The following is a 21,055-nucleotide window of genomic DNA, read 5'->3' as shown; positions in this document are numbered from 1 at the left end:
TTTCTTACCAGCTACCACCTGCTCCACCTCCACTGAAGCCTCCACCTCCAAATCCGCCACCAAAACCACCACCAAAAGAACCTCCTCCAGATGAACCACCTCCAAAACTTCCTCCACCTCTACCAGCATTACTTAAAATAATGGCTTCTAAAATTGATGCTCCTGTAGAACGTCTTCTATAACCTCTACCTCCACCTCTGTTATTTTTATTCCCTCTAGAAATTATGATGAAAAAAATAATAATCATTATTATAAAAATAATTACTCCACTTGAATCAGAACCTTTAGCCTCTCTTTTACGAGTACCTTTAAACTCACCATTTAAAGTTTTAAAAATGTAATCAACACCTTTATCTAAACCTTTATAATAGTCTTGTTTTTTAAATTCAGGAATAATAATATTTCTTGTAATATCACCTAAAATACCAGCAGTTAGTATTGGTTCAATTCCATAACCAGGAGAAATCCATATTTTTCGATCATTCTCTGCTAATAAAATTAAGATTCCATTATCTTCTTTTTCTTGTCCTATACCCCATTTTTGAGCCCATCTTGGAGTAAGAATTCCAATACTTTCATTTTTTGTGGTTTCAATAACAATAACCACAATTTGAGTTGATGTAGAATCTGAATAACGAACTAATTTATTTTCTAAACTTAGCTTTTGACTTTTAGAAAGTAATGCTGCATAATCATAAACACTCGTTTGAAATTTCGGTTTTTCTGGTATTGTAAATTGCCCAAAATTTGATTGAGCACAAAAAAATGCTACAATAAAAGTTAAGGTTTTTAATAACTTTATAAAATTCATTAATTATCTCGAAATTTCGTTAGACAGTTCATTTTCATCATCAATTTGCCAAGGAAAATGCACTTTTAATTCTTCACCCGCTTTTAGGATACCATCAACAATACCTTGTTTAAAATTGCCTTTTTTAAAATGATTCTGCATTGTGTCTTTTGTAGTATTCCAAAAATCTTTGGGTACAACTTTATTGATTCCTTTATCACCATAAATCACAAATTTATGGTCATTTACAGCTACATAAATCAGCACTCCATTTTCATCTTTAGTATTGTACATTTTTAAAAAATGAAACACTTCTAAAGCTCTTTCAAAATGCTCTTTATCCGATGAAGCCTCAATATGTACCCGAATTTCGCCAGATGTATTTTGTTCTGCGACTCGAATTGCTTCTATTATTTCTTGTTCTTCTTCTTGTGTAAGAAATTCTTCTACCTTGGACATTGTTATTTTTTACTAAAATCAACTTCAACAGGTTTTTCTGCTCCAGCCTCCGATTGAAAATATGGTTTACCTTCAAAATTAAACCAACCTGCTAAGATGGAATTCGGAAAAGTTTTAACGTGATTATTATACGGTTTAACGTTTTCGTTAAAACGAGTTCTGGCTGTTAAAATCTGATTTTCTGTGCTTGCAAGTTCGTCTTGTAATTTTAAAAAATTTTGATTCGTTTTTAAATCTGGATATCTTTCAACTGTTACCAAAAGGCTTTTTAATGCTCCACTTAAACCTCCTTGTACTTTATTGAATTCTGCTAATTGCTGAGGGCTAACTTTTGAAGGATCTATATTGATAGAGGTTGCTTTAGCTCTTGCATTTATTACATCCGTTAACGTTCCTCTTTCAAAATCAGCAGCTCCTTGTACTGTTTTTACTAAGTTTCCAATTAAATCATTTCTACGTTGATATGCTGTTTCTACATTAGCCCAAGATTCTGATATATCTTCATTTAATTTAACTGCGGTATTGTTAAATCCTTTAGCAAAGCTGTAAAAAGCGTAACCAAGAACAAAAATAATAATAACCGGAATTAACCATTTTTTCATAATTTCTAAATTTTAATTTTTATGTTGATTTTTTGTTTGTTCAAATTTAAAGAATAATTAGCTATTAAAGTGATGTTCCTCCATCTAAAGTAATAGTTTGCCCAGTAATAAATTTTGTATTATCTGAAGCTAACCAAACTACAGCTTCTGCAATTTCTTGTGCTTTTCCATAACGTTTCATTGGGATTGCACTTTTTAAAATTTCATCCATTTCTGGTTTTGCATTTCTTAACTGATTTAATAAAGCAGATTCTGTATATCCAGGACAAACTGCATTTACTCTAATGTTTTTTGTAGCATATTCCATAGCTACTGATTTTGTCATACCAACTACTGCAAATTTACTTGCACTATAACTAATGTTGTTGGGTAACGCTTTTAAACCTGCTAATGAGGCAATATTTACAATATTACCATATCCTTGTTTTAAAAATTGATTCAAAGCGACTTTCATGCCATAATATACACCAGTTTGATTTACCGAAATTACACGATTCCAATCTCGTAAAGTAGATTCGTGTGTTTTTAAAAAATGAGGACCAATACCAGCATTGTTTACAATTACATCTAACTTTCCATATTCGTTAACAGTTGTAGCAATTAAATGCTCTACATCTTTATAATTCGCTACGTTTGCTTTTATAGGTAGCGCTTTTCCGTTATTTGTTACAATTTCGTGAGCAACTTTTTCTACTTTATCAAAATTAATATCAGCAACCACTACAATTGCTCCATGATTTGCAAAATGAATAGCTGTAGCTTTGCCAATACCTGAACCTGATCCTGTTATTATAACTACTTTGTCTTTTACATCCATATTTTTAGTTACTTTTTATTTGGTGTGTTGGATATTTTTTGCGTTAAAATTGCATAAAATGTTCGATTTAAAATTTATAAATCTTTCCTAATTACACTTGCTTATTGTTTCAGCTCTTCAATTTTTTAGAAACATTTCCATCTATTTTTTGCATCACTTTAAAAAGCCCAATATTGATTTTCTATTGGATTGCTATGCTTTTCAATAAAATTATTCAGTTTTTGCTTAATTTCTGGTGACCTTTTTGAATAATCGAAGCTCATAATTAATTATTTTGAAATAAAATTACGATAAATTTACTCCGAAAACATAGCCTACTAGCGCAGTTAATCCCATAGCGACTGTGCCCCAAAATGTTATTCTAATAACTGGTTTTAAAATATTTGCACCTCCTGTTTTTGCAGCTAAACCGCCTAAAATCATTAAAAATATAATTGTTGAACCATATAGAAAATACTCCATACTTTTAAGAGGAAAAAATAATACAATGAGAAAAGGAAGTACACCTCCTGCAGTAAACGCAGCTCCAGAAGCCAATGCAGCCTGTACTGGATTTGCCTGACTTATTTCGTTAATACCTAGTTCATCTCTAACATGAGAACCTAAAGCATCATGGGCTGTTAATTCTGCTGCAACTTTTAAAGCTGTTTCTTTTTTTAAGCCTCTTTTTTCATAGATATCAGCCAATCGTTGTTGTTCTAATACAGGCATTTCTTCTAGCTCTTTTCTTTCTCTTTCAATATCTGCATTTTCTATATCTGTTTGAGAGCTTACAGAAACATATTCGCCTGCTGCCATTGAGAGAGCACCAGCAACAAGACCTGCTAAAGTTGCCAATACAATAGGTTCTCTTGTTGAACTTGCTGCAGCAACTCCAATTGCTATACTAGCCGTTGATAAAATTCCATCATTTGCACCTAAAACAGCTGCACGCAACCAATTACTTCTATGTATGTAGTGATTGTTTAAATAACTCTCTAATTCAACTTCAGAATCATTCATAAAAAATATCTTTTAAAAAATTAAGATTTTACCTTGCAATCATATAACCCCCATCTGCAGTATATACACCACCAGTCATATAATTTCCTGCATCAGATGCTAACAAACAAGCCAAACCAACCATTTCTTCTGGCATTCCCATTCTTCCACTTGGTATTGATTTTTCTAATTTATGCAACATTTTTTCATTGGTCCAAAGTGCAGCACTAAATTTTGTTTTAATTAAACCCGGGCAAATTGCATTAGCTCTTACACCATATCTTCCCCATTCTTTAGCTTGATTTTTTGTTAACATTAAAATAGCTGCTTTACTTGTGCTATACAACCCTAAACCAAAACCTGGTGTTAAGGCTTCTACTGATGCTATATTTATAATACTTCCGTTTGTATTGGTTTTAAAATACGGTAAAACCAAGTTAGATAGAGACCAAGGTGCTTTTACATTAATATCCATAATTTTATCAAAAACAACTGGGTCTACCTCTTCAATAGGTCCAAAAACAGGATTAATAGCAGCATTATTTACCAAAATATCAATCCGTTTAAAAGATTTAATTGTTTTATTAATTAAATTTTTACGTTGGTCTTCTTTACCAATATGACAAGCTATACCCACTGCTTTTAAACCTATTTCAGTAAATTGTTTGGCAACCTCATTACATGCTTCTTGGTTTCTGCTAGAAATAACAACTTGTGCTCCATTTTCTGCTAAACCTGTTGCAATTGCTTTTCCAATTCCCTTACTAGAACCAGTTATAATGGCTACTTTTCCTTTGAGATTAAATTGATTATTTATATTCATTATATAATAAATTCTTTATCCTTTTTAATGGTAAGTACTTCATCACTCATTAAAGATTCTGCCAAAGCATTTGTTTTTGGAACCTCATATTTGAAATAAAATTTCATAGTATGAATTTTACTTTCATAAAAAGTTTCTGAATATTTTCTGTTAGATTTTGCCAATTTTTTTTTAGCATCTACAGCCATTTCTAACCATAACCAACCTACAACAACAATACTCATAAATTCCATAAACAAATTGGCATCAGATAAGTAGCGTTCGTAGTTGCCCTTCATTGCAAAAGGGATTAAGTGCCCCAGTATTTTTTGAGAAAGTTCTAATTGATTTCCTAAAGTTTTTGCATAGGTTTTTAAATCGTTATCATTACTAGCAGCTATAATTGTTTTTACAATTTCTGCAGATAACAACTCCAAACCTTTACCATTTTGCAAGGTTACTTTTCTACCCAACAAATCTTGGGATTGAATACCTGTTGTACCTTCATATAAAGCTGAAATACGAATGTCTCTATAATATTGTTGCAATGTAAAATCGGTACAGAAACCATAACCTCCTAAAACCTGTAAGCCATTATCTACAGATACTGCACCTGCTTCAGATGGATATGTTTTTACAATAGGAATTATCATTTCTAACAATAAATGATACTTTTCTTTTTCTTCTTTTGATGTTGTTGTAGTTAGTATATCTTGATATTTAGAAGCCAACAATACCAAGCTTAAAGCACCTTCTACAATTGCTTTTTGCAACAGTAGCATTCTTCTTACATCAGGATGTTCAATAATTAAACTCTGTTTTTCTGTTGGATTTTTCTTTCCATCTGTAGATAATTTTCTTCCTTGTGGGCGTTCATTTGCATACTGTAAAGATGTTCTGTAAGCTGCCATTGCAATAGCTGCTGCTCCTCTACCTACTGCAATTCTTGCACCATTCATCATTAAAAACATTTGTGCTAAACCTTTATGTTCTTCTCCTAAGAGCCATCCTCTACAATCATTATTATCTCCAAAACCTAAATGAGTTGTACAATATCCTCTTTGACCCATTTTTTGAAAATCGGCAACTGTTGTTACATCATTGTATTCTAAAGTTCCATTAGCTTTTGGCCTGTTCTTTGGTACTACAAAAAGTGAAATCCCTTTAGTGCCTTTAGGAGCACCATTAATTCTAGCTAAAACTAAATGCACAATGTTTTCTGCAAATTGATGATCTCCACCAGAAATAAATATTTTCTGCCCAGAAATTTTATAATATTCATTTTTGGTAGGCGTAGCTTTGGTAACAATATCAGATAATGAACTACCTGCTTGTGGTTCTGTTAAACACATGGTTCCTCCCCAAACTCCAGTAAGCATTTTTGGTACAAATAGGTCTTTTAATTCTTGTTTGCCAAATTCTACAATTAATTCTGCAGCTCCTTGGGTTAAACTTGGGTAACCAGGTAAATGATTGTTGGCAGCATCCATAATATAAACTGCTGCTTGTAACACTGAAAAAGGAATTTGCAATCCACCATCCTTATAATCAAAACAAGCAGCAATTATGCCCATTTCTCCAGATTGATACATCACTTTTTGAACTTGTTTGTGAACAATTACAGTTCCATCTTTATGATATGCAGGATTTTCATCCATCTCTTTAAAATACGGATGTAATTCTCTATCAGAAAAATCTTTAACAGCGTCTATAAAAAGATTTAAAGATTCTAAATCATGATCTTTAAATCTTTCTTTTGATAAAACATTTTCTAATTTATGGATATCATAAAGTATGTATTTTAAGGTTTCAATATCTACATACTTTTTTGACATTTCTTAAATTTTAAGGTGAATTTTTAATCAACACTACAATACGTCTTGATCACTTTATCAAATATAACAAAAATAAGCTATGCATGCATAGTAAATAACTACTCAATTAAGTGCCAAATGGGTACTAAAACAAAAATTAGAGTGCGTTTTTTATTTTAAGAAGTTCCGCTTTAACAGCCTCAAGCCTACTAATAATTTCATGATTTTTATAAATCCCATCAGGATTTTTCTTCAACTTTTGTTTGGCGCCTTCTAAAGTAAAACCTCTTTCTTTAACAAGGTTATAGATTAGTTTAAAGTTTTTGATATCATTTGCAGTAAAAAGTCGATTCCCTTTTGCGTTTTTTTTGGGCTGTATTATATCAAACTCTTTTTCCCAAAAACGAATATGAGAGGTATTTACCTTAAAAGCTTTGGCCACTTCACCAATTTTGTAATATCGTTTTTCGGGTAAATCTATGTGCATTGTTCAGTAATCAGTAATCAGTAATCAGTAATCAGTAATCAGTAATCAAAACTAAATAAAAATCTTCGTTGAACAACAAAAGTTGAGTGAAATAGTTTTTAGAAACTATTATAGATTAATCATAAGATTCGCTTTCTTCTGAAGTTTTTTGTAAAGTTGCAAATTCATCTAAAGACAAATCTCCATAATAAAAATTAATAGGATTTACTGCTCTACCATCTTTATGTACTTCGTAATGCAAGTGTGGTGCTACAGATAAACCTGTGTTACCAACATAACCAATTAAATCGCCCCTTTTTACTTTATCTCGTCTTTTCACAGCCATTTTACTCATGTGAGCGTATACGGTTTTATACCCATAACCATGCTCAATAAAAACTACTTTACCAAAAGTTGTACTTCTTTGTGCGAGACTTACAGTACCATCTCCAGAGGCATAAATTGGTGTACCTTTTGGTGCCGTAAAATCCATACCTTTATGAAATTTATTGATTTTTAAAATAGGATGCATTCTCATTTTATACCCAGATGCTACATAAAAATCGCCTTTCTTTATTGGAATAATTGCTGGGATTGATGCCAACATTTCTTTTTTTTCTTTTGCTAAAGCAACAATTTCGTCTAAAGATTTTGATTGTACTACCATTTGTTTTGATAATACATCTACCTCTTTAGTGAGTTTGGTAATTAAGTCTGAATTCTCAAAACCTTGTAAATTTTTATAACGATTAACCCCACCAAAACCTGCCTTACGTTGTTCTTCTGGAATTGGGTTTGCTTCAAAATAACTTCTGTAAATATTATTGTCTCTTTCTTGTAATTGCGATAAAATCATAGAACTTTCTTCCATTCTTTTATTCAATAGCTCGTAATGAAACTTTAAATTTTCTAGCTCTCTTTCTTGAGCTCGCTCAGTGGGCGACATTATAATTTGGCTAAAACCAATAAAACCAAAAAATGCTATTAAAATTACGCCTAAAAAGATAAATAGTATTTTACGATAATAATCGCCTTTTTTTACAGTAATTTTTCTGTAAGAAAGGGTATTCTCATCATAATAATATTTTACTTTTGCCATATTACTAAATATAGTATTTTTGTGTACGTTTTATAGATTTTTCATTACAATTTACTATAAATAACACACAAATCTACAAAATGTTTTACAACTGCTATTTTAGAGCAGTTTTTTTTAAAAATAAATTAACATAATCCAACTCGTTGGAAACTTATTTTTTATGAAATCACAAGACATTCGTGCTACTTTTTTAAACTTTTTTCAAGATAAAAAACACTTGATAGTGCCATCTGCACCAATGGTTACAAAAGATGACCCAACATTACTATTTACCAATGCTGGTATGGTTCCTTTTAAAGAATATTTCTTAGGAAATGGAACTCCGAAAAACAACAGAATTACAGATTCGCAAAAGTGTTTGCGAGTTTCTGGAAAACACAACGATTTAGAAGAAGTTGGTTATGATACCTATCATCATACGTTATTTGAAATGTTAGGGAATTGGTCTTTTGGTGATTATTTTAAAAAAGAGGCGATTGCTTGGGCTTGGGAATTGTTAACAGAAGTGTATAAAATTGATAAAGATATTTTATATGTAACTGTTTTTGAAGGAAGTGACGATGCCGATAATTTAAAAATGGATACTGAAGCTTATGATATTTGGAAACAATACATTGCAGAAGACCGAATTTTAAAAGGAAACAAAAAAGATAACTTTTGGGAAATGGGAGAACAAGGCCCTTGTGGTCCGTGTTCTGAAATTCATGTTGATATTCGTTCTGCCGAAGAAAAAGCAAAAATAGATGGTAAAACTTTAGTCAATGAAGATCATCCTCAGGTTGTAGAAATTTGGAACTTGGTTTTTATGCAATACAACAGAAAAGCGGATGGTTCTTTGGTAGATTTACCCAACAAACATATTGATACTGGTATGGGTTTTGAACGTTTGTGTATGGTTTTACAAAACGTACAATCAAATTACGATACAGATGTTTTTACACCTATAATAAGAGAAATCGAAACGATTACTAATACCATTTATGGTAAAAATAATCAACAAGATATTGCTATTCGAGTAATTTCTGATCATGTAAGAGCGGTTGCTTTTTCAATTGCAGATGGTCAGTTACCAAGCAATACAGGTGCTGGTTATGTAATTCGTAGAATTTTAAGAAGAGCAGTTCGTTATGGCTTTACTTTTTTAGATAAAAAAGAACCTTTTATTTACAGATTAGTTACTGTTTTAAGTAATAAAATGGGAAAAGCTTTTCCAGAAATTAAAGCACAAAAACAGTTAATTGAAAACGTAATTAAAGAAGAGGAAACATCTTTTTTACGTACTTTAGATCAAGGCTTAGTTTTGTTAGATGGTATTATAGCATCCTCAAAAACAAAAGAAATTTCTGGAGATAAAGTTTTTGAGTTGTATGATACATTTGGATTTCCAATAGATTTAACAGCTTTAATTTTATCTGAAAAAGGATATACCTTAGATGAAAAAGGTTTTGAAGCAGAATTACAAAAACAAAAAAACAGGTCTAGAGCTGCTAGTGAAATGTCTACAGATGATTGGACTATTTTAGTTGATGATGCAGTAGAAGAATTTGTTGGTTATGACACTTTAAAAGCTGATGTAAAAATTACAAGATATAGAAAAGTAACCTCTAAAAAAGATGGTGAAATGTATCAGTTGGTGTTTAATTTAACACCATTTTATCCAGAAGGTGGTGGGCAAGTTGGTGATAATGGGTATTTAGAAGATATTCATGGTGATGTAATTTATATTCTAGATACCAAAAAAGAAAATAATGTAATTATTCATTTTACCAAAAGTTTACCTAATCATTTAAACGAAAACTTTAAGGCTATTGTAGATAAAAAACATCGAAATTTATCTGCTAGTAATCATACAGCTACACACCTACTTCATCAAGCATTAAGAGAAGTTTTAGGAACGCATGTGCAACAAAAAGGGTCTTTAGTAAAACCTACTTATTTACGTTTCGACTTTTCACATTTTTCTAAAATCACCAATGAAGAATTGCAAGATGTAGAAAACTTTGTTAATGCACGTATTTCTGGCAACCTCCCTTTAGAAGAAAAAAGAAACATCCCTATGCAACAAGCAATAGACGAAGGTGCAGTGGCTTTATTTGGAGAAAAATATGGAGATACTGTTAGAGCTATAAAATTTGGAAAATCTATTGAATTATGTGGAGGAACACATGTAAAAAATACAGGTGATATTTGGCATTTTAAAATAAAATCGGAAAGTGCTGTTGCAGCTGGAATTCGAAGAATAGAAGCAATAACCAATGATGCTGTTAAAGATTTTTACTTTGAAAATAATAGAGTTTTATTTGAAGTAAAAGATGCATTGAATAACACCAAAGACCCTGTAAAAGCGATTAAAACTTTACAAGACGAAAATACATCTCTCAAAAAACAAATAGAGCAATTGTTAAAAGATAAAGCACAAAACTTATCTGGCGAAATTAAAAATCAATTGCAAGAGGTTAATGGTGTACAGTTTTTAGCCACTGAAGTGGATTTGGATGCAAACGGAATTAAAAACTTAGCGTTTGCTTTAGGTAAAGAATACCAAAACCTATTTTTATTATTTGCATCTTCACCAACAAAAGACAAGGCTTTATTAACCTGTTATATCTCTAAAAAATTGGCAAATGAACGTGGTTATAATGCTGGTAAAGTTGTTCGTGAATTAGGGAAATTAATTCACGGAGGTGGTGGAGGACAACCTTTCTTTGCTACTGCTGGAGGAAGAAATCCAGGTGGAATTCCTAAAGCTTTAGAAAAGGCAAAAGAGTATTTGGTGTAAACATGATTTATTTTGAAGAACGTAAAAAACAAATCAATATTTCTATTTATTCTATCAATTATTATCGTGATTTTAATTTTATTAGGATTTGGGATTTGGTATGTGAGCTCTTTTTTGTTTTATAAATAATTGACATTTAGCTATACATTCTTTACATGAAATTCCAAACCAACATCTCAATACAAAAAGAAACCAGAAATCAAATTGACTACAATTCAAAAGTTTTACTTTTAGGATCTTGTTTTTCTGAAAACATTGGAACTAAATTCAACTATTATAAATTTCAATCACAACAAAATCCTTTTGGAATTTTATTTCACCCAAAAGCGATAGAAAACTTAATTATAAATTCAATAAACGAAAAGATATATTCAGAGGATAATTTAATATATCAAAACGAACGTTGGCATTGCTTTGATGCGCATTCAAGCTTAAGTTCTCACGATAAAGAACAGCTTTTAGAAAACTTAAATCTAGCCGTTTCAAAAACTCATATAGATATAAAAGAAGCTTCGCACATCATCATCACTTTAGGAACCTCTTGGATATATCGTTTTATAGAAAGTGATGAAATCGTTGCTAATTGTCATAAAATTCCACAGAAAAAGTTCTTAAAAGAATTATTAACTGTTGATGAAATTACTGAAAGTCTCGAAGCTATAATTAGCCTCCTAAAATCCATTAATAATCATATAAATATTATTTTTACAGTATCTCCTGTAAGACATTTAAAAGACGGTTTTATAGAAAACACACTAAGCAAAAGTCACTTAATTGCAGGCATTCATAGTGTAGTTGATAAAAGAAATAACACCCATTACTTTCCATCTTATGAAATTATGATGGATGAATTAAGAGATTACCGTTTTTATGCGGAAGATATGATTCATCCAAATACCACTGCCATTAACTATATCTGGGAAAGATTTGTATACAGCTGGTTTTCAGAAACAACACTACCAACTCTTAAAGAAATTGAAACAATTCAAAAAGGAATGATGCACAGACCTTTTAATGAAAAGTCAGAAAAGCATCAATTATTTTTAAAAAATTTATCAGAAAAAAAAGAAAGAATTACGGCTAAGTATCCTTTTATAAAATTTTAAATCTGCTTATCCCTCTATATGTTGTGCAACGTTTTGCCAAGGTCCACCATTAATAATATCAACTCCATTTTGTTTTAAGAATTGTGTAGCTTGTCCACTTCTTGCACCACTTCTACAAACTGCAATTACTGGTTTTTCCCAAGCTTTAATGGCTTCAATATTATCAGGTATTGTTTGTAAAACAACATGTTTTGCACCATCAATGTGGCCTTCATTCCATTCTTGTTGTGTTCTTACATCTAAAACAACTGCTCCCTTTTCTAAATATTCTTTAATTTCTGCACTCATATCTTTTCTTTTAAAAATGTCAAATAATCCCATTCTATTATGATTAAACTTGCAGCAAATTTAAACCATTTTCAATAAGGTTTGTGTAACTTTTATTACTTTTTAAATCATTTAAAACACCTAAAACCTCGGTTTGTAAAGCGTAACTATTCGTTTTTGCCAGTTCATAAATTTCTAAAAACAGCAACCAATCTTTAGCAAAGTCTTTTTTTAATTGATGAAATAACAAGGTTAGCTCTTCTTCTGTTGCTGAATTTGTTACTCTCATTTTACGAACTTTATCGTATAAAGCGTACAATTCTTTCTCTTTATTGGTATATGATATTTTATGTGTTTTTACTTCAGATACTTTGGTAGCATCTGTAAAAGAATCTACGTCAGCAGCACCTGCGTAAGCAGATATTACTTCTTTACCAACTGCCATATCATACAAACCCCACTCTGGTTGAAACAATATTTCATCTTTGTATGTTACTGTGCATTCATCAAAAGTGATGATTAAAATTTTACCTCGTAAATCTCGTGTTCCAGTAATGGCTTTGCCTTTTAAAATAATACCACTTTCAAACTCTAAGGTCATAAATTCGCCTTCATAAATACCATAAGCTTTTAAATCTCTTGGGCTCATATCTTCAATAGGTAAATTAATTCCTTTTAACTTTCCAATTGGGCTTCCAAAACCATTTTTATGCCTTGCAATTCCATGGCCAATTAATTCTTTATCTCTATTGGCTAGTGCAGTTTCTCCAATAGTTTGAAAATAAGCAACTTTGTTATTTTTAAACGGAATTACTTTGTCAAAGTTTCCAGAAATCTGAATTCCTGTTGTTAACTCAATAGTTCCTAAACCTTTAGAATCTATTAATTTTTTAACACCATTTAAACCACCTTTTCTCAAGGCCATTGTGTTTGCAAATTCATCTAAAACCAAGCTTAAATACGCAAAATCTGGTGTTACAAATAATTGAGGTTGTGGTTTGGTGATATCAAAATTAACGGTAGCAGCATCTATAGAATACGGTATTTTTTTAACTTTATCTTGCAAACACCAAGCACTCTCGCCAATTGATGAAAGCAAACCTGCTCCATAAATTTTAGGTTTTTCTAAAGTGCCAATCAACCCATATTCTACAGTCCACCAATGTAAATTTCTAATCATTGCCATTTCAGACAATTCTCCCATATTTTCTTGTAACCATTCTACTTTTTCTTGTGCCTCTTGAATTTCTTTTTCTGCAGAATTTGGATTTTCTTTTAAAATTGATAAAAGGCGAATTGCCTCATACATTTCATAATCTTTGGCAGATGAAATGGCTTTGCTTCCAATTTCTCCAAAACGTCTTAAATACTCGGAATATTCTGGGTTTGCAATAATGGGTGCATGCCCTGCTGCCTCATGAATAATATCTGGTGCAGGTGTATATTCTATATGATTTATTGTTCTCATTTCTGATGCAATCACTAAAACATTATAAGCCTGAAACTCCATAAAAGCATTTGGCGGAATAAAGCCATCTACAGAAACTGCAGCCCAACCAATTTCTTTTAAAATTCTATTCATTCCTTCCATATGTGGAATAGATTCTGTTGAAATTCCAGTTTTTTTTAGTCCTGGTATGTAAGATTTGTGTGCAACTTTGCTTAAAAAGTCAATATTCATTCGCATAACATACCTCCAAACAGACTGATTTTGAGCTGTATATTCATCATAAGGCTGTTTTACCACAAACTTATGCAAATGTTTAGGGAGTTTTTTGGTGACTTCATTGAGCTTAAAATGCGTTTTCATTATGAATATCGTAATTTTGTTGTTGTAAATTTACGGATTTCTACATTAACTTCAATACAATATATTTATCATTGATTTTTTCTTAAATTAGCTTTCAAAGGCTTTAAACTGATGAAAAAATTGTTCCAAATTGGCGTCCTCACTGTACTTATTTCTTGCTCATCCAAAGAAAAAATTCGGGTAACTGTTGCTGATCACATCATAATACCTAAAAATTATGTGGTTCATAAAGTAACATCAGAAATTATAATTGATGGCAAACCAGATGAAAAAGATTGGAAAAACGCAAAATTTACGGATTCTTTTATAGATATTGAAGGTGTAAAAATTCCTAAACAAGACACAAAAGTTAAAATGCTTTGGGATGATACTTTTTTATATGTGTATGCTAAATTAAAAGAAAAACACATTTGGGGAGATATTACAAAAAGAGATGAAGTTATTTTTTACAATAATGATTTTGAGGTTTTTATAAATCCGTCAAATGATACCCACATGTATGGAGAAATTGAAATAAACCCGCTAAATACTGTTTGGGATTTATTGCTAAATAAACCGTACAACGTAGGTGGAAAACCTATAAATACATGGAATTTAACTCAATTACAATCTGCAATTTTTATAAAAGGTTCTTTAAATGATTTTTCTGATGAAGATGAATTTTGGGCAGTAGAAATGGCAATTCCCTTAAAACCACTCATCGCTTTAAAAAATAACCCAAAATCAATACCTATAGATGGTGAACAGTGGCGCATAAACTTTTCTAGAGTAGAATGGGATTTTGATATCATTCATAAAACCTACCAAAGAAAAAAGGTAGATGATAATTTTTTACCAGAATACAATTGGGTATGGAGCAATCAAGGAGCAATAAATATGCACCTTCCTGAAAACTGGGGTTATTTACAATTTTCAACAAAAAATGCTTCTAAAAACGTGGTATTCACACCCAAAACATCTATTATTTCAGAACAAATAAGTTATGCTTTGTATCGAAAAATTAACTTCGGCAAACTTCAATATTTAAAAGATAAGCCTGCTGGTTTTATCATTAATTTTGAAACTATTGATTATAAAAATACCAAAATAGATGCTACATTTTTAAAAACTTATAGTGGGTTTAACATCATCACTAAAAATAAAAAACTACAACAAAAATATAGTATTCGAGAAGATGGTTTATTACAAAGAAATTAAAAAATATGTTTAAAAAAGTTTTAAGAAGTATTTTGATGGTAGCATTTTTACACAGTTGCACCAACCAAAAAAAAGATATTGGTATCATAAAAAAAGAAAAATTCACCTTTTCTACTTGGACTTCTGCTGACAACTCATTTAATTTACCTAAATGGCAACAAAAAATAAGCTATTACGATTCCTTAGGAATTAGCGAGATTTTAGTGGGTGGTTCTCCAGAAATTTTGAGCAAAATTGTAAAAGTTGCCCAAACAAAAAGCATAAAAGTCCATGGTTGGTTATGGACATTAAACAGACCAAACGATTCCTTAGCCATGCAACATCCAGAATGGTATGCTGTAAATAAAAATGGACAAAATTCTTTAAAATATAGAGCGTACGTAGATTATTATCAATGGCTGAGCCCTTTTCATCCAGAAGCTAGAAACTATGTGATTGAGAATGCTAAAAAACTAATGGAAGTTGAGGGTTTAGCTTCTGTTCATTTAGACTATGTGCGTTATCCCGATGTAATTTTAGGGGCAGATTTACAACCAAAATACAATTTAGTGCAAGACACAGAAATGCCTGAGTTTGATTATGATTATCACCCAATTGCAAGAAAACAGTTCAAAGCGATTTTTGATAAAGATCCTATTGACTTTATTCATCCTGAATTATCTACTGAATGGCGTCAGTTCAGGTTAAATGCAATTACCTCTTTGGTGAATGAAATCATTGATATTGCACATCAAAAAAACAAAAAAGTGACAGCTGCCGTTTTTCCATTCCCAACCATGTCTAGACAAATGGTAAGGCAAGCTTGGAACGATTGGAATTTAGATAAAGCTTACCCAATGTTATATCAAAATTTTTACAGAGAAAATATCAATTGGATTGGTTTTGCAACAAAACAAGGTGTTGCTGATGTTGATTTTCCAATTATTGCTGGCTTATATTCACCTGCCTTAAGAAAACCTAAAGATTTAGAAAAAGCCATAAAAATTGCTAAAGAAAATGGGGCAAAAGGAATTTCAATTTTTACTGCTGATGATTTAACGAATGCACAAAAAGCTGTTTTTGTTAAACTAAAATCAGAATTTAACCATAGATAAATGGTAACATTTGTTGATTTTTAACTACTTATAATCAAAAGATAAAGTTATGAGTTTTGGTGGTGCAGTTTCTGCAATGATTACAAGTTTAAAAAACAACAAGAGAACACGTGTTTCTGCTTTTGATAAAATCAAAAACAACACCACTAAAAGTAAAATTAAACTCCATTTTAATAAAGAAGCTACATCAGAAGAACTTTTAAAAATTAAAGAAAACTCACACAAGAAAACAGGAAACAATTCAGAAAAAACCTTATTATTTTTAGTGTTTTAATATTAATCGTCATTTACGTTATCGGTTTCGTGAAATTTTAAAAATATCATCAAAATCTTTCTTATTTTTACACTTCAAACCTACACAAATGAACAAGAAAGTAATTTTAATGATTTTAGATGGCTGGGGAATTACACAAGACCCAAAAGTATCTGCCATATACAATGCAAAAACACCTTACATTAATTCTTTGTATGATAAATACCCAAATGCACAACTAAGAACGGATGGAGAACATGTAGGTTTACCAGAAGGACAAATGGGAAATTCTGAAGTGGGACACATGAATTTAGGCGCAGGTAGAATTGTGTACCAAAATTTAGCAAGAATAAATAAAGCTGTAAAAGAAAAAACGTTAGGCAAAGAAAAAGTATTGTTAGATACGTTTAAATACGCCAAAGAAAACAACAAAAAAGTACATTTATTAGGCCTGGTTTCTAATGGTGGAATTCATGCTCACATTAACCACTTAAAAGGAATTTTAGATGTTGCCAAAGAAAACGAAGTGGATAATGTGTTCTTACATGCATTTACAGATGGTCGTGATTGTGATCCAAAATCGGGTACTTTTTTCATCAATGACATTCAAGAATACATGAAAGAAAGTACTGGAGAACTGGCTTCAGTTACAGGTCGTTATTATGCTATGGATAGAGATAATCGCTGGGAACGTGTTAAAGAAGCTTATGATGGTGTTGTAAACGGTATTGGCACAAAAACTACTGATGTTATTGCAACCCTAAACCATAACTATGAAGATGGTTTAACAGATGAATTTCATAAGCCAATTATTGTAACCGATGAAAATGGTGCTCCAAAAGCACAGATTGAAGAAGGAGATGCAATAATTTTCTTTAATTACAGAACAGATAGAGGCCGTGAATTAACAAACATGTTATCGCAAAATGATTTCCCAGAGCAAAATACTAAAAAGTTAAATCTTTATTACACAACGATTACTTTATATGATGCATCTTTTAAAGGACTTAATGTAATTTACAATAACGACAACATTAAAAACACTTTAGGAGAAGTATTATCAGCAGCTGGTAAAAAGCAGATTAGAATTGCGGAAACAGAAAAATATCCACATGTTACCTTTTTCTTTTCTGGCGGACAAGAAACTCCTTTTGATGGAGAAAGTAGAATTTTAAGAAACTCACCAAAAGTAGCCACTTACGATTTAAAACCAGAAATGTCTGCCTACGAATTAAAGGATGCCCTTTGTGAAGACTTAAAAAAAGGTGAAGCAGATTTTGTTTGTTTAAACTTCGCAAACGGAGATATGGTAGGCCATACAGGAATTATGGAAGCCGCTATAAAAGCTTGTGAAGCTGTAGATATTTGTGCAAAAGAGGTTATTGAAACAGGTTTAGCTAATGGATACAGTACTTTATTAATTGCAGATCATGGAAATTGCGAAACGATGATGAACCCAGATGGCTCACCTCATACAGCGCACACTACGAATCCAGTTCCGTTTATTTTAATTGATGATGAAATTAAATCAATTAAAAGTGGTATTTTAGGTGATGTTGCTCCAACTATTTTAGAATTAATTGGGGTAGCACAACCAAAAGAAATGACACAACATTCACTATTATAAAACTATGAAAAATCTAATCCTACTTTTTTCAACTCTTATCTTTATGGCATGCAATGCTAATAAATCTGCAGTTGAAAATAAAAAAGAAGCCACTCAAAAAATTGTTAGAAAAAAAGCAAAAGAAGCAACAGCTACAAAAAATGATAGAGGTTATTTAATAGGTATTGCCAACAAAGCCTCTTTTGATGATGTAAAATACAAGCCATGGTTTGACAGCAGATATGCTGAATACAAAACAGATACCGAAGTTATTGAAAAACTTAAACCAATAATAAACAACTATACTATTAAAGGTTTTATGGGCACTTGGTGTGGAGACAGCAAAAGAGGTGTACCGCGTTTTTATAAAATTTTAGAACAAACTGGTTTTGACCAAGACTATTTTGAGTTGGTTACTGTAGGCAGAAATAAAAAAACACCAGATAATTTACAAGATGGTTTTGATTTGGTAAGAGTGCCAACCTTTATCTTTTTTAAAGACGGTAAAGAAATTGGGCGTTTTGTAGAAAGACCAAGAGAAACCATGGAAAAAGATATTTTAAAAATTGTTACAGGAGCGCCTTATAAACATGCTTATGATAAGAATGAGTAACTAATAATTAATCTTTTTTAAGACACCTATTTCACAGATTCTAACGAATTTTATTCGAATGAATTTGTGAAATTGGTGTCTTTTTAATTTTCAATAGTATCAAGCATAGTTTTTAAATAATTCCTAATAAATATAGTAACTTTGTGGCTCAATTTTTTTAAGATGATAAAGATTAAAACTAGAGAAGAAATAGAAATTATGCGCGAAAGTGCATTAATCGTTTCTAAAACTTTAGGAATGCTTGCTAAAGAAGTAAAACCAGGTGTTTCTACTTTATATTTAGATAAACTTGCAGAAGATTTTATAAGAGAACAAGGTGCAATTCCTGGTTTTTTAGGCTTGTATGATTTTCCAAATACACTATGTATGAGTCCAAATTCACAAGTTGTACATGGTTTCCCTACCAAAGAGCCACTAAAAGAAGGAGATATCATCTCTATTGATTGTGGTGCTTTAAAAAATGGTTTTTATGGTGATCATGCTTATACGTTTGCTGTTGGTGAAATTGATGCTGAAACCAAAAAACTATTAGAAGTTACCAAAGAAAGTTTATACGTTGGAATCCGCGAATTTAAGGCAGGAAACAGAGTTGGAGATGTTGGTTTTGCAATTCAGAATTTTACCGAAAAACATGGTTATGGCGTTGTTAGAGAATTGGTTGGCCATGGTTTAGGTCGCAAAATGCACGAAGACCCAGAAATGCCAAATTATGGTAGAAGAGGAAGAGGTAAAAAATTTACTGAAGGTATGGTAGTAGCCATAGAGCCTATGACAAATATGGGAACACACCAAATCAAACAGCATTCAGATGGATGGACTATTACTACTTTAGACAACAAACCTTCTGCACATTTTGAGCACGATGTTGCTATTGTTAATGGAAAACCAGAACTATTATCAACCTTTAAATATGTAAATGAAGCGCTTGGCATAGTTACTCATGAAGAAGATGAATTTCGACAAAATTTATAGTAATGAAGATATCTGAAATTGAACAAAAAGAAATAATTAAAGGTTTTAAAGGTCGTTTTTTGCATACGGCATCTTTTACTATTGCTTTTTGGGAAATTGACGCTGGTTCAATACTTCCATTACACTCTCATATTCATGAGCAAACAACACAAGTTATTGAAGGTGAGTTTGAAATGACTCTTAATGGTGAAACTAAAAGATACACACCTGGAACAATACTTTCAATACCATCTAATGCAGAACATCAAGGAAAAGCCATAACTAACTGCAAAATAACAGATATTTTTTCTCCTGTTAGAGAAGATTATAAATAAAGTTGATGTCTGTATTCAAATCGATATTAAATACAATTCCTAGACCTTGGTTGATAAAACTAAGTTATATTGTTCGTCCAGTAATTGCGTTAAGTTTAAAAGGTGATAAATTCACGGATCCTATAGATGGAAAATCTTTTCGTAAGTTTTTACCTTATGGATATGGAAAACAGCGCGAAAATGCACTTTCGCCATCCACTTTATCTTTAGAAAGACATCGTTTAATGTGGCTTTTTTTACAAGATGAAACTAATTTTTTTTCATCACCCAAAAAACTAAAAGTTTTACATATTGCACCAGAACAATGCTTTTTAGACATCTTTAGAAAACAAAAAAATTTAGACTACATTACTGCTGATTTAGAAAGCCCTATAGCAGATGTAAAAGCAGATATTTGCAATTTACCTTTTAAAGATAATGAGTTTGATGTTGTATTTTGCAATCATGTTTTAGAACATATTACAGATGATACCAAAGCCATGCAAGAATTGTTTAGAGTGATGATAAAAGGCGGATTTGGTATTTTTCAAATTCCACAAGATTTATCTCGAGAAAAAACTTTCGAAGACAATTCAATAACAGACAAAAAAGAACGGGCTAAAATTTTTGGTCAATACGATCATGTAAGAGTGTATGGTCGTGATTATTTTGACAAATTAAGAAACATAGGTTTTAAAGTTGATGAAATTGATTATACAAAAAAAATCGCTCCAGAGAAACTAGAACAATTTTGTTTGATGAAAGGTGAAATTTTACCTGTTTGTTATAAGAAATGATAGCTTAAATTTAGAATTTAGCCATTCCCCTACTTCGTAATTTGTATTGTAACTTTTTGAGTGTTTTTCTAGATAAGGTGTATAGTTCAACATTTTGCCTATAATCATTTGTATTTTTATTTGTCGCCAATAAAAAGTACTGCCTAGAATAAATATGAGATATTTCTAAAAACTTTATTTGTTTTTGAATTGTTTTCTGTTTGTGATGTACCTCAAAATAAGTTCTAGCTCCTAAACTCGCTATATTTTTGTCTTTAATAACACCTAGCAATTTAACAGCTTTATTAAAATTGATAAAAGCTTCTGAGTAATCGATACTTTTTTCGATGGCTCTATTTGCTTTTCTAATATAGCTATAAGCTAATTTTGTATTGGTTTGTGCATTGATTTGCAACAAGCCAAAAACTAACATTAAAATTGATATAATTTTTTTCATAT

The 21,055-nt window shown here is 31.2% G+C and carries 22 protein-coding genes; 10 read left to right on the top strand and 12 right to left on the bottom strand.

The window, feature by feature from the left end; all coding sequences use genetic code 11:
* Positions 1-4: 4 nt before the first annotated feature.
* The 9 genes from ACTG3V_RS06910 to ACTG3V_RS06870 all read right to left on the bottom strand — a co-directional run bounded on the left by ACTG3V_RS06910 (position 5) and on the right by ACTG3V_RS06870 (position 7,830).
* Positions 5-811 (bottom strand): TPM domain-containing protein, encoded by an 807-nt coding sequence (locus ACTG3V_RS06910; protein WP_439131418.1) that lies wholly within the window; start codon positions 809-811, stop codon positions 5-7.
* A 3-nt stretch (positions 812-814) separates the two neighbouring features.
* The gene (locus tag ACTG3V_RS06905) at positions 815-1,249 is read right to left on the bottom strand and encodes a TPM domain-containing protein (protein ID WP_439131417.1); all 435 of its coding nucleotides are present in this window, start codon (positions 1,247-1,249) and stop codon (positions 815-817) included.
* Between the two features lie 2 nt (positions 1,250-1,251).
* Entirely contained in the window at positions 1,252-1,851 is a 600-nt protein-coding gene (locus ACTG3V_RS06900) for a LemA family protein (protein ID WP_439131416.1), read from the bottom strand.
* Positions 1,852-1,915: 64 nt separating this feature from the next.
* Positions 1,916-2,668, bottom strand: coding sequence for an SDR family NAD(P)-dependent oxidoreductase (locus ACTG3V_RS06895; protein WP_439131415.1), 753 nt, complete (start codon positions 2,666-2,668; stop codon positions 1,916-1,918).
* Between the two features lie 285 nt (positions 2,669-2,953).
* Complete coding sequence (locus tag ACTG3V_RS06890; RefSeq protein WP_439131414.1) at positions 2,954-3,670, bottom strand: VIT1/CCC1 transporter family protein; 717 nt, start codon at positions 3,668-3,670, stop codon at positions 2,954-2,956.
* A gap of 28 nt (positions 3,671-3,698) precedes the next feature.
* Positions 3,699-4,472 (bottom strand): SDR family NAD(P)-dependent oxidoreductase, encoded by a 774-nt coding sequence (locus tag ACTG3V_RS06885; RefSeq protein ID WP_439131413.1) that lies wholly within the window; start codon positions 4,470-4,472, stop codon positions 3,699-3,701.
* Entirely contained in the window at positions 4,472-6,286 is a 1,815-nt protein-coding gene (locus tag ACTG3V_RS06880) for an acyl-CoA dehydrogenase (protein WP_439131412.1), read from the bottom strand. Before ACTG3V_RS06880 ends, ACTG3V_RS06885 begins: the two co-directional genes overlap by 1 nt.
* A gap of 136 nt (positions 6,287-6,422) precedes the next feature.
* Positions 6,423-6,752, bottom strand: a complete 330-nt coding sequence (locus tag ACTG3V_RS06875; RefSeq protein ID WP_439131411.1) for a MerR family transcriptional regulator — start codon at positions 6,750-6,752, stop codon at positions 6,423-6,425.
* 115 nt (positions 6,753-6,867) lie between these two features.
* Positions 6,868-7,830 carry a M23 family metallopeptidase gene (locus tag ACTG3V_RS06870; protein WP_439131410.1) on the bottom strand — a complete coding sequence of 321 codons (963 nt, stop codon included), beginning with the start codon at positions 7,828-7,830 and terminating at the stop codon, positions 6,868-6,870.
* 160 nt (positions 7,831-7,990) lie between these two features.
* Here ACTG3V_RS06870 and alaS point away from each other — a divergent pair, with 160 nt between their 5' ends.
* The gene (alaS, locus tag ACTG3V_RS06865) at positions 7,991-10,609 is read left to right on the top strand and encodes an alanine--tRNA ligase (protein WP_439131409.1); all 2,619 of its coding nucleotides are present in this window, start codon (positions 7,991-7,993) and stop codon (positions 10,607-10,609) included.
* 155 nt (positions 10,610-10,764) lie between these two features.
* On the top strand, positions 10,765-11,715 hold the full coding sequence (locus ACTG3V_RS06860) for a GSCFA domain-containing protein (protein WP_439131408.1): 951 nt from the start codon (positions 10,765-10,767) through the stop codon (positions 11,713-11,715).
* 6 nt (positions 11,716-11,721) lie between these two features.
* On the opposite strand, the gene ACTG3V_RS06855 is transcribed toward ACTG3V_RS06860, so the two are convergent.
* Entirely contained in the window at positions 11,722-12,003 is a 282-nt protein-coding gene (locus ACTG3V_RS06855) for a rhodanese-like domain-containing protein (RefSeq protein WP_439131407.1), read from the bottom strand.
* Between the two features lie 43 nt (positions 12,004-12,046).
* On the bottom strand, positions 12,047-13,792 hold the full coding sequence (locus tag ACTG3V_RS06850) for an aromatic amino acid hydroxylase (RefSeq protein ID WP_439131406.1): 1,746 nt from the start codon (positions 13,790-13,792) through the stop codon (positions 12,047-12,049).
* A 111-nt stretch (positions 13,793-13,903) separates the two neighbouring features.
* Here ACTG3V_RS06850 and ACTG3V_RS06845 point away from each other — a divergent pair, with 111 nt between their 5' ends.
* The 8 genes from ACTG3V_RS06845 (at position 13,904) to ACTG3V_RS06810 (ending at position 20,617) form a co-directional block, all read left to right on the top strand.
* Entirely contained in the window at positions 13,904-14,989 is a 1,086-nt protein-coding gene (locus tag ACTG3V_RS06845; RefSeq protein WP_439131405.1) for a carbohydrate-binding family 9-like protein, read from the top strand.
* Between the two features lie 5 nt (positions 14,990-14,994).
* Positions 14,995-16,083 carry a family 10 glycosylhydrolase gene (locus ACTG3V_RS06840; RefSeq protein ID WP_439131404.1) on the top strand — a complete coding sequence of 363 codons (1,089 nt, stop codon included), beginning with the start codon at positions 14,995-14,997 and terminating at the stop codon, positions 16,081-16,083.
* A 49-nt stretch (positions 16,084-16,132) separates the two neighbouring features.
* Positions 16,133-16,357, top strand: coding sequence for a hypothetical protein (locus ACTG3V_RS06835; protein WP_439131403.1), 225 nt, complete (start codon positions 16,133-16,135; stop codon positions 16,355-16,357).
* Between the two features lie 88 nt (positions 16,358-16,445).
* Positions 16,446-17,963, top strand: a complete 1,518-nt coding sequence (gene gpmI, locus ACTG3V_RS06830) for a 2,3-bisphosphoglycerate-independent phosphoglycerate mutase (protein ID WP_439131402.1) — start codon at positions 16,446-16,448, stop codon at positions 17,961-17,963.
* A gap of 43 nt (positions 17,964-18,006) precedes the next feature.
* Positions 18,007-18,555, top strand: coding sequence for a thioredoxin family protein (locus ACTG3V_RS06825; RefSeq protein WP_439131401.1), 549 nt, complete (start codon positions 18,007-18,009; stop codon positions 18,553-18,555).
* Positions 18,556-18,717: 162 nt separating this feature from the next.
* Positions 18,718-19,527: a type I methionyl aminopeptidase gene (gene map, locus ACTG3V_RS06820; RefSeq protein WP_439131400.1), complete on the top strand. Its 810-nt coding sequence runs from the start codon at positions 18,718-18,720 to the stop codon at positions 19,525-19,527.
* 2 nt (positions 19,528-19,529) lie between these two features.
* Positions 19,530-19,841, top strand: a complete 312-nt coding sequence (locus ACTG3V_RS06815; RefSeq protein ID WP_439131399.1) for a cupin domain-containing protein — start codon at positions 19,530-19,532, stop codon at positions 19,839-19,841.
* 5 nt (positions 19,842-19,846) lie between these two features.
* Positions 19,847-20,617, top strand: a complete 771-nt coding sequence (locus ACTG3V_RS06810) for a class I SAM-dependent methyltransferase (protein WP_439131398.1) — start codon at positions 19,847-19,849, stop codon at positions 20,615-20,617.
* 10 nt (positions 20,618-20,627) lie between these two features.
* On the opposite strand, the gene ACTG3V_RS06805 is transcribed toward ACTG3V_RS06810, so the two are convergent.
* Positions 20,628-21,053, bottom strand: a complete 426-nt coding sequence (locus ACTG3V_RS06805) for a hypothetical protein (RefSeq protein WP_439131397.1) — start codon at positions 21,051-21,053, stop codon at positions 20,628-20,630.
* Between the last annotated feature and the right edge of the window lie 2 nt (positions 21,054-21,055).

Origin of the sequence: Polaribacter sp. (assembly GCF_965660385.1) — a bacterium.
GTDB lineage: Bacteria > Bacteroidota > Bacteroidia > Flavobacteriales > Flavobacteriaceae > Polaribacter.
This window is presented reverse-complemented; position numbering and strand designations above follow the sequence as displayed.

Coding starts and splice junctions, on each gene's coding strand:
- ACTG3V_RS06910 (WP_439131418.1), bottom strand. CDS start 811: ATGAATTTTATAAAGTTATTAAAAACCTTAACTTTTATTGTAGCATTT.
- ACTG3V_RS06905 (WP_439131417.1), bottom strand. CDS start 1,249: ATGTCCAAGGTAGAAGAATTTCTTACACAAGAAGAAGAACAAGAAATA.
- ACTG3V_RS06900 (WP_439131416.1), bottom strand. CDS start 1,851: ATGAAAAAATGGTTAATTCCGGTTATTATTATTTTTGTTCTTGGTTAC.
- ACTG3V_RS06895 (WP_439131415.1), bottom strand. CDS start 2,668: ATGGATGTAAAAGACAAAGTAGTTATAATAACAGGATCAGGTTCAGGT.
- ACTG3V_RS06890 (WP_439131414.1), bottom strand. CDS start 3,670: ATGAATGATTCTGAAGTTGAATTAGAGAGTTATTTAAACAATCACTAC.
- ACTG3V_RS06885 (WP_439131413.1), bottom strand. CDS start 4,472: ATGAATATAAATAATCAATTTAATCTCAAAGGAAAAGTAGCCATTATA.
- ACTG3V_RS06880 (WP_439131412.1), bottom strand. CDS start 6,286: ATGTCAAAAAAGTATGTAGATATTGAAACCTTAAAATACATACTTTAT.
- ACTG3V_RS06875 (WP_439131411.1), bottom strand. CDS start 6,752: ATGCACATAGATTTACCCGAAAAACGATATTACAAAATTGGTGAAGTG.
- ACTG3V_RS06870 (WP_439131410.1), bottom strand. CDS start 7,830: ATGGCAAAAGTAAAATATTATTATGATGAGAATACCCTTTCTTACAGA.
- alaS (WP_439131409.1), top strand. CDS start 7,991: ATGAAATCACAAGACATTCGTGCTACTTTTTTAAACTTTTTTCAAGAT.
- ACTG3V_RS06860 (WP_439131408.1), top strand. CDS start 10,765: ATGAAATTCCAAACCAACATCTCAATACAAAAAGAAACCAGAAATCAA.
- ACTG3V_RS06855 (WP_439131407.1), bottom strand. CDS start 12,003: ATGAGTGCAGAAATTAAAGAATATTTAGAAAAGGGAGCAGTTGTTTTA.
- ACTG3V_RS06850 (WP_439131406.1), bottom strand. CDS start 13,792: ATGAAAACGCATTTTAAGCTCAATGAAGTCACCAAAAAACTCCCTAAA.
- ACTG3V_RS06845 (WP_439131405.1), top strand. CDS start 13,904: ATGAAAAAATTGTTCCAAATTGGCGTCCTCACTGTACTTATTTCTTGC.
- ACTG3V_RS06840 (WP_439131404.1), top strand. CDS start 14,995: ATGTTTAAAAAAGTTTTAAGAAGTATTTTGATGGTAGCATTTTTACAC.
- ACTG3V_RS06835 (WP_439131403.1), top strand. CDS start 16,133: ATGAGTTTTGGTGGTGCAGTTTCTGCAATGATTACAAGTTTAAAAAAC.
- gpmI (WP_439131402.1), top strand. CDS start 16,446: ATGAACAAGAAAGTAATTTTAATGATTTTAGATGGCTGGGGAATTACA.
- ACTG3V_RS06825 (WP_439131401.1), top strand. CDS start 18,007: ATGGCATGCAATGCTAATAAATCTGCAGTTGAAAATAAAAAAGAAGCC.
- map (WP_439131400.1), top strand. CDS start 18,718: ATGATAAAGATTAAAACTAGAGAAGAAATAGAAATTATGCGCGAAAGT.
- ACTG3V_RS06815 (WP_439131399.1), top strand. CDS start 19,530: ATGAAGATATCTGAAATTGAACAAAAAGAAATAATTAAAGGTTTTAAA.
- ACTG3V_RS06810 (WP_439131398.1), top strand. CDS start 19,847: ATGTCTGTATTCAAATCGATATTAAATACAATTCCTAGACCTTGGTTG.
- ACTG3V_RS06805 (WP_439131397.1), bottom strand. CDS start 21,053: ATGAAAAAAATTATATCAATTTTAATGTTAGTTTTTGGCTTGTTGCAA.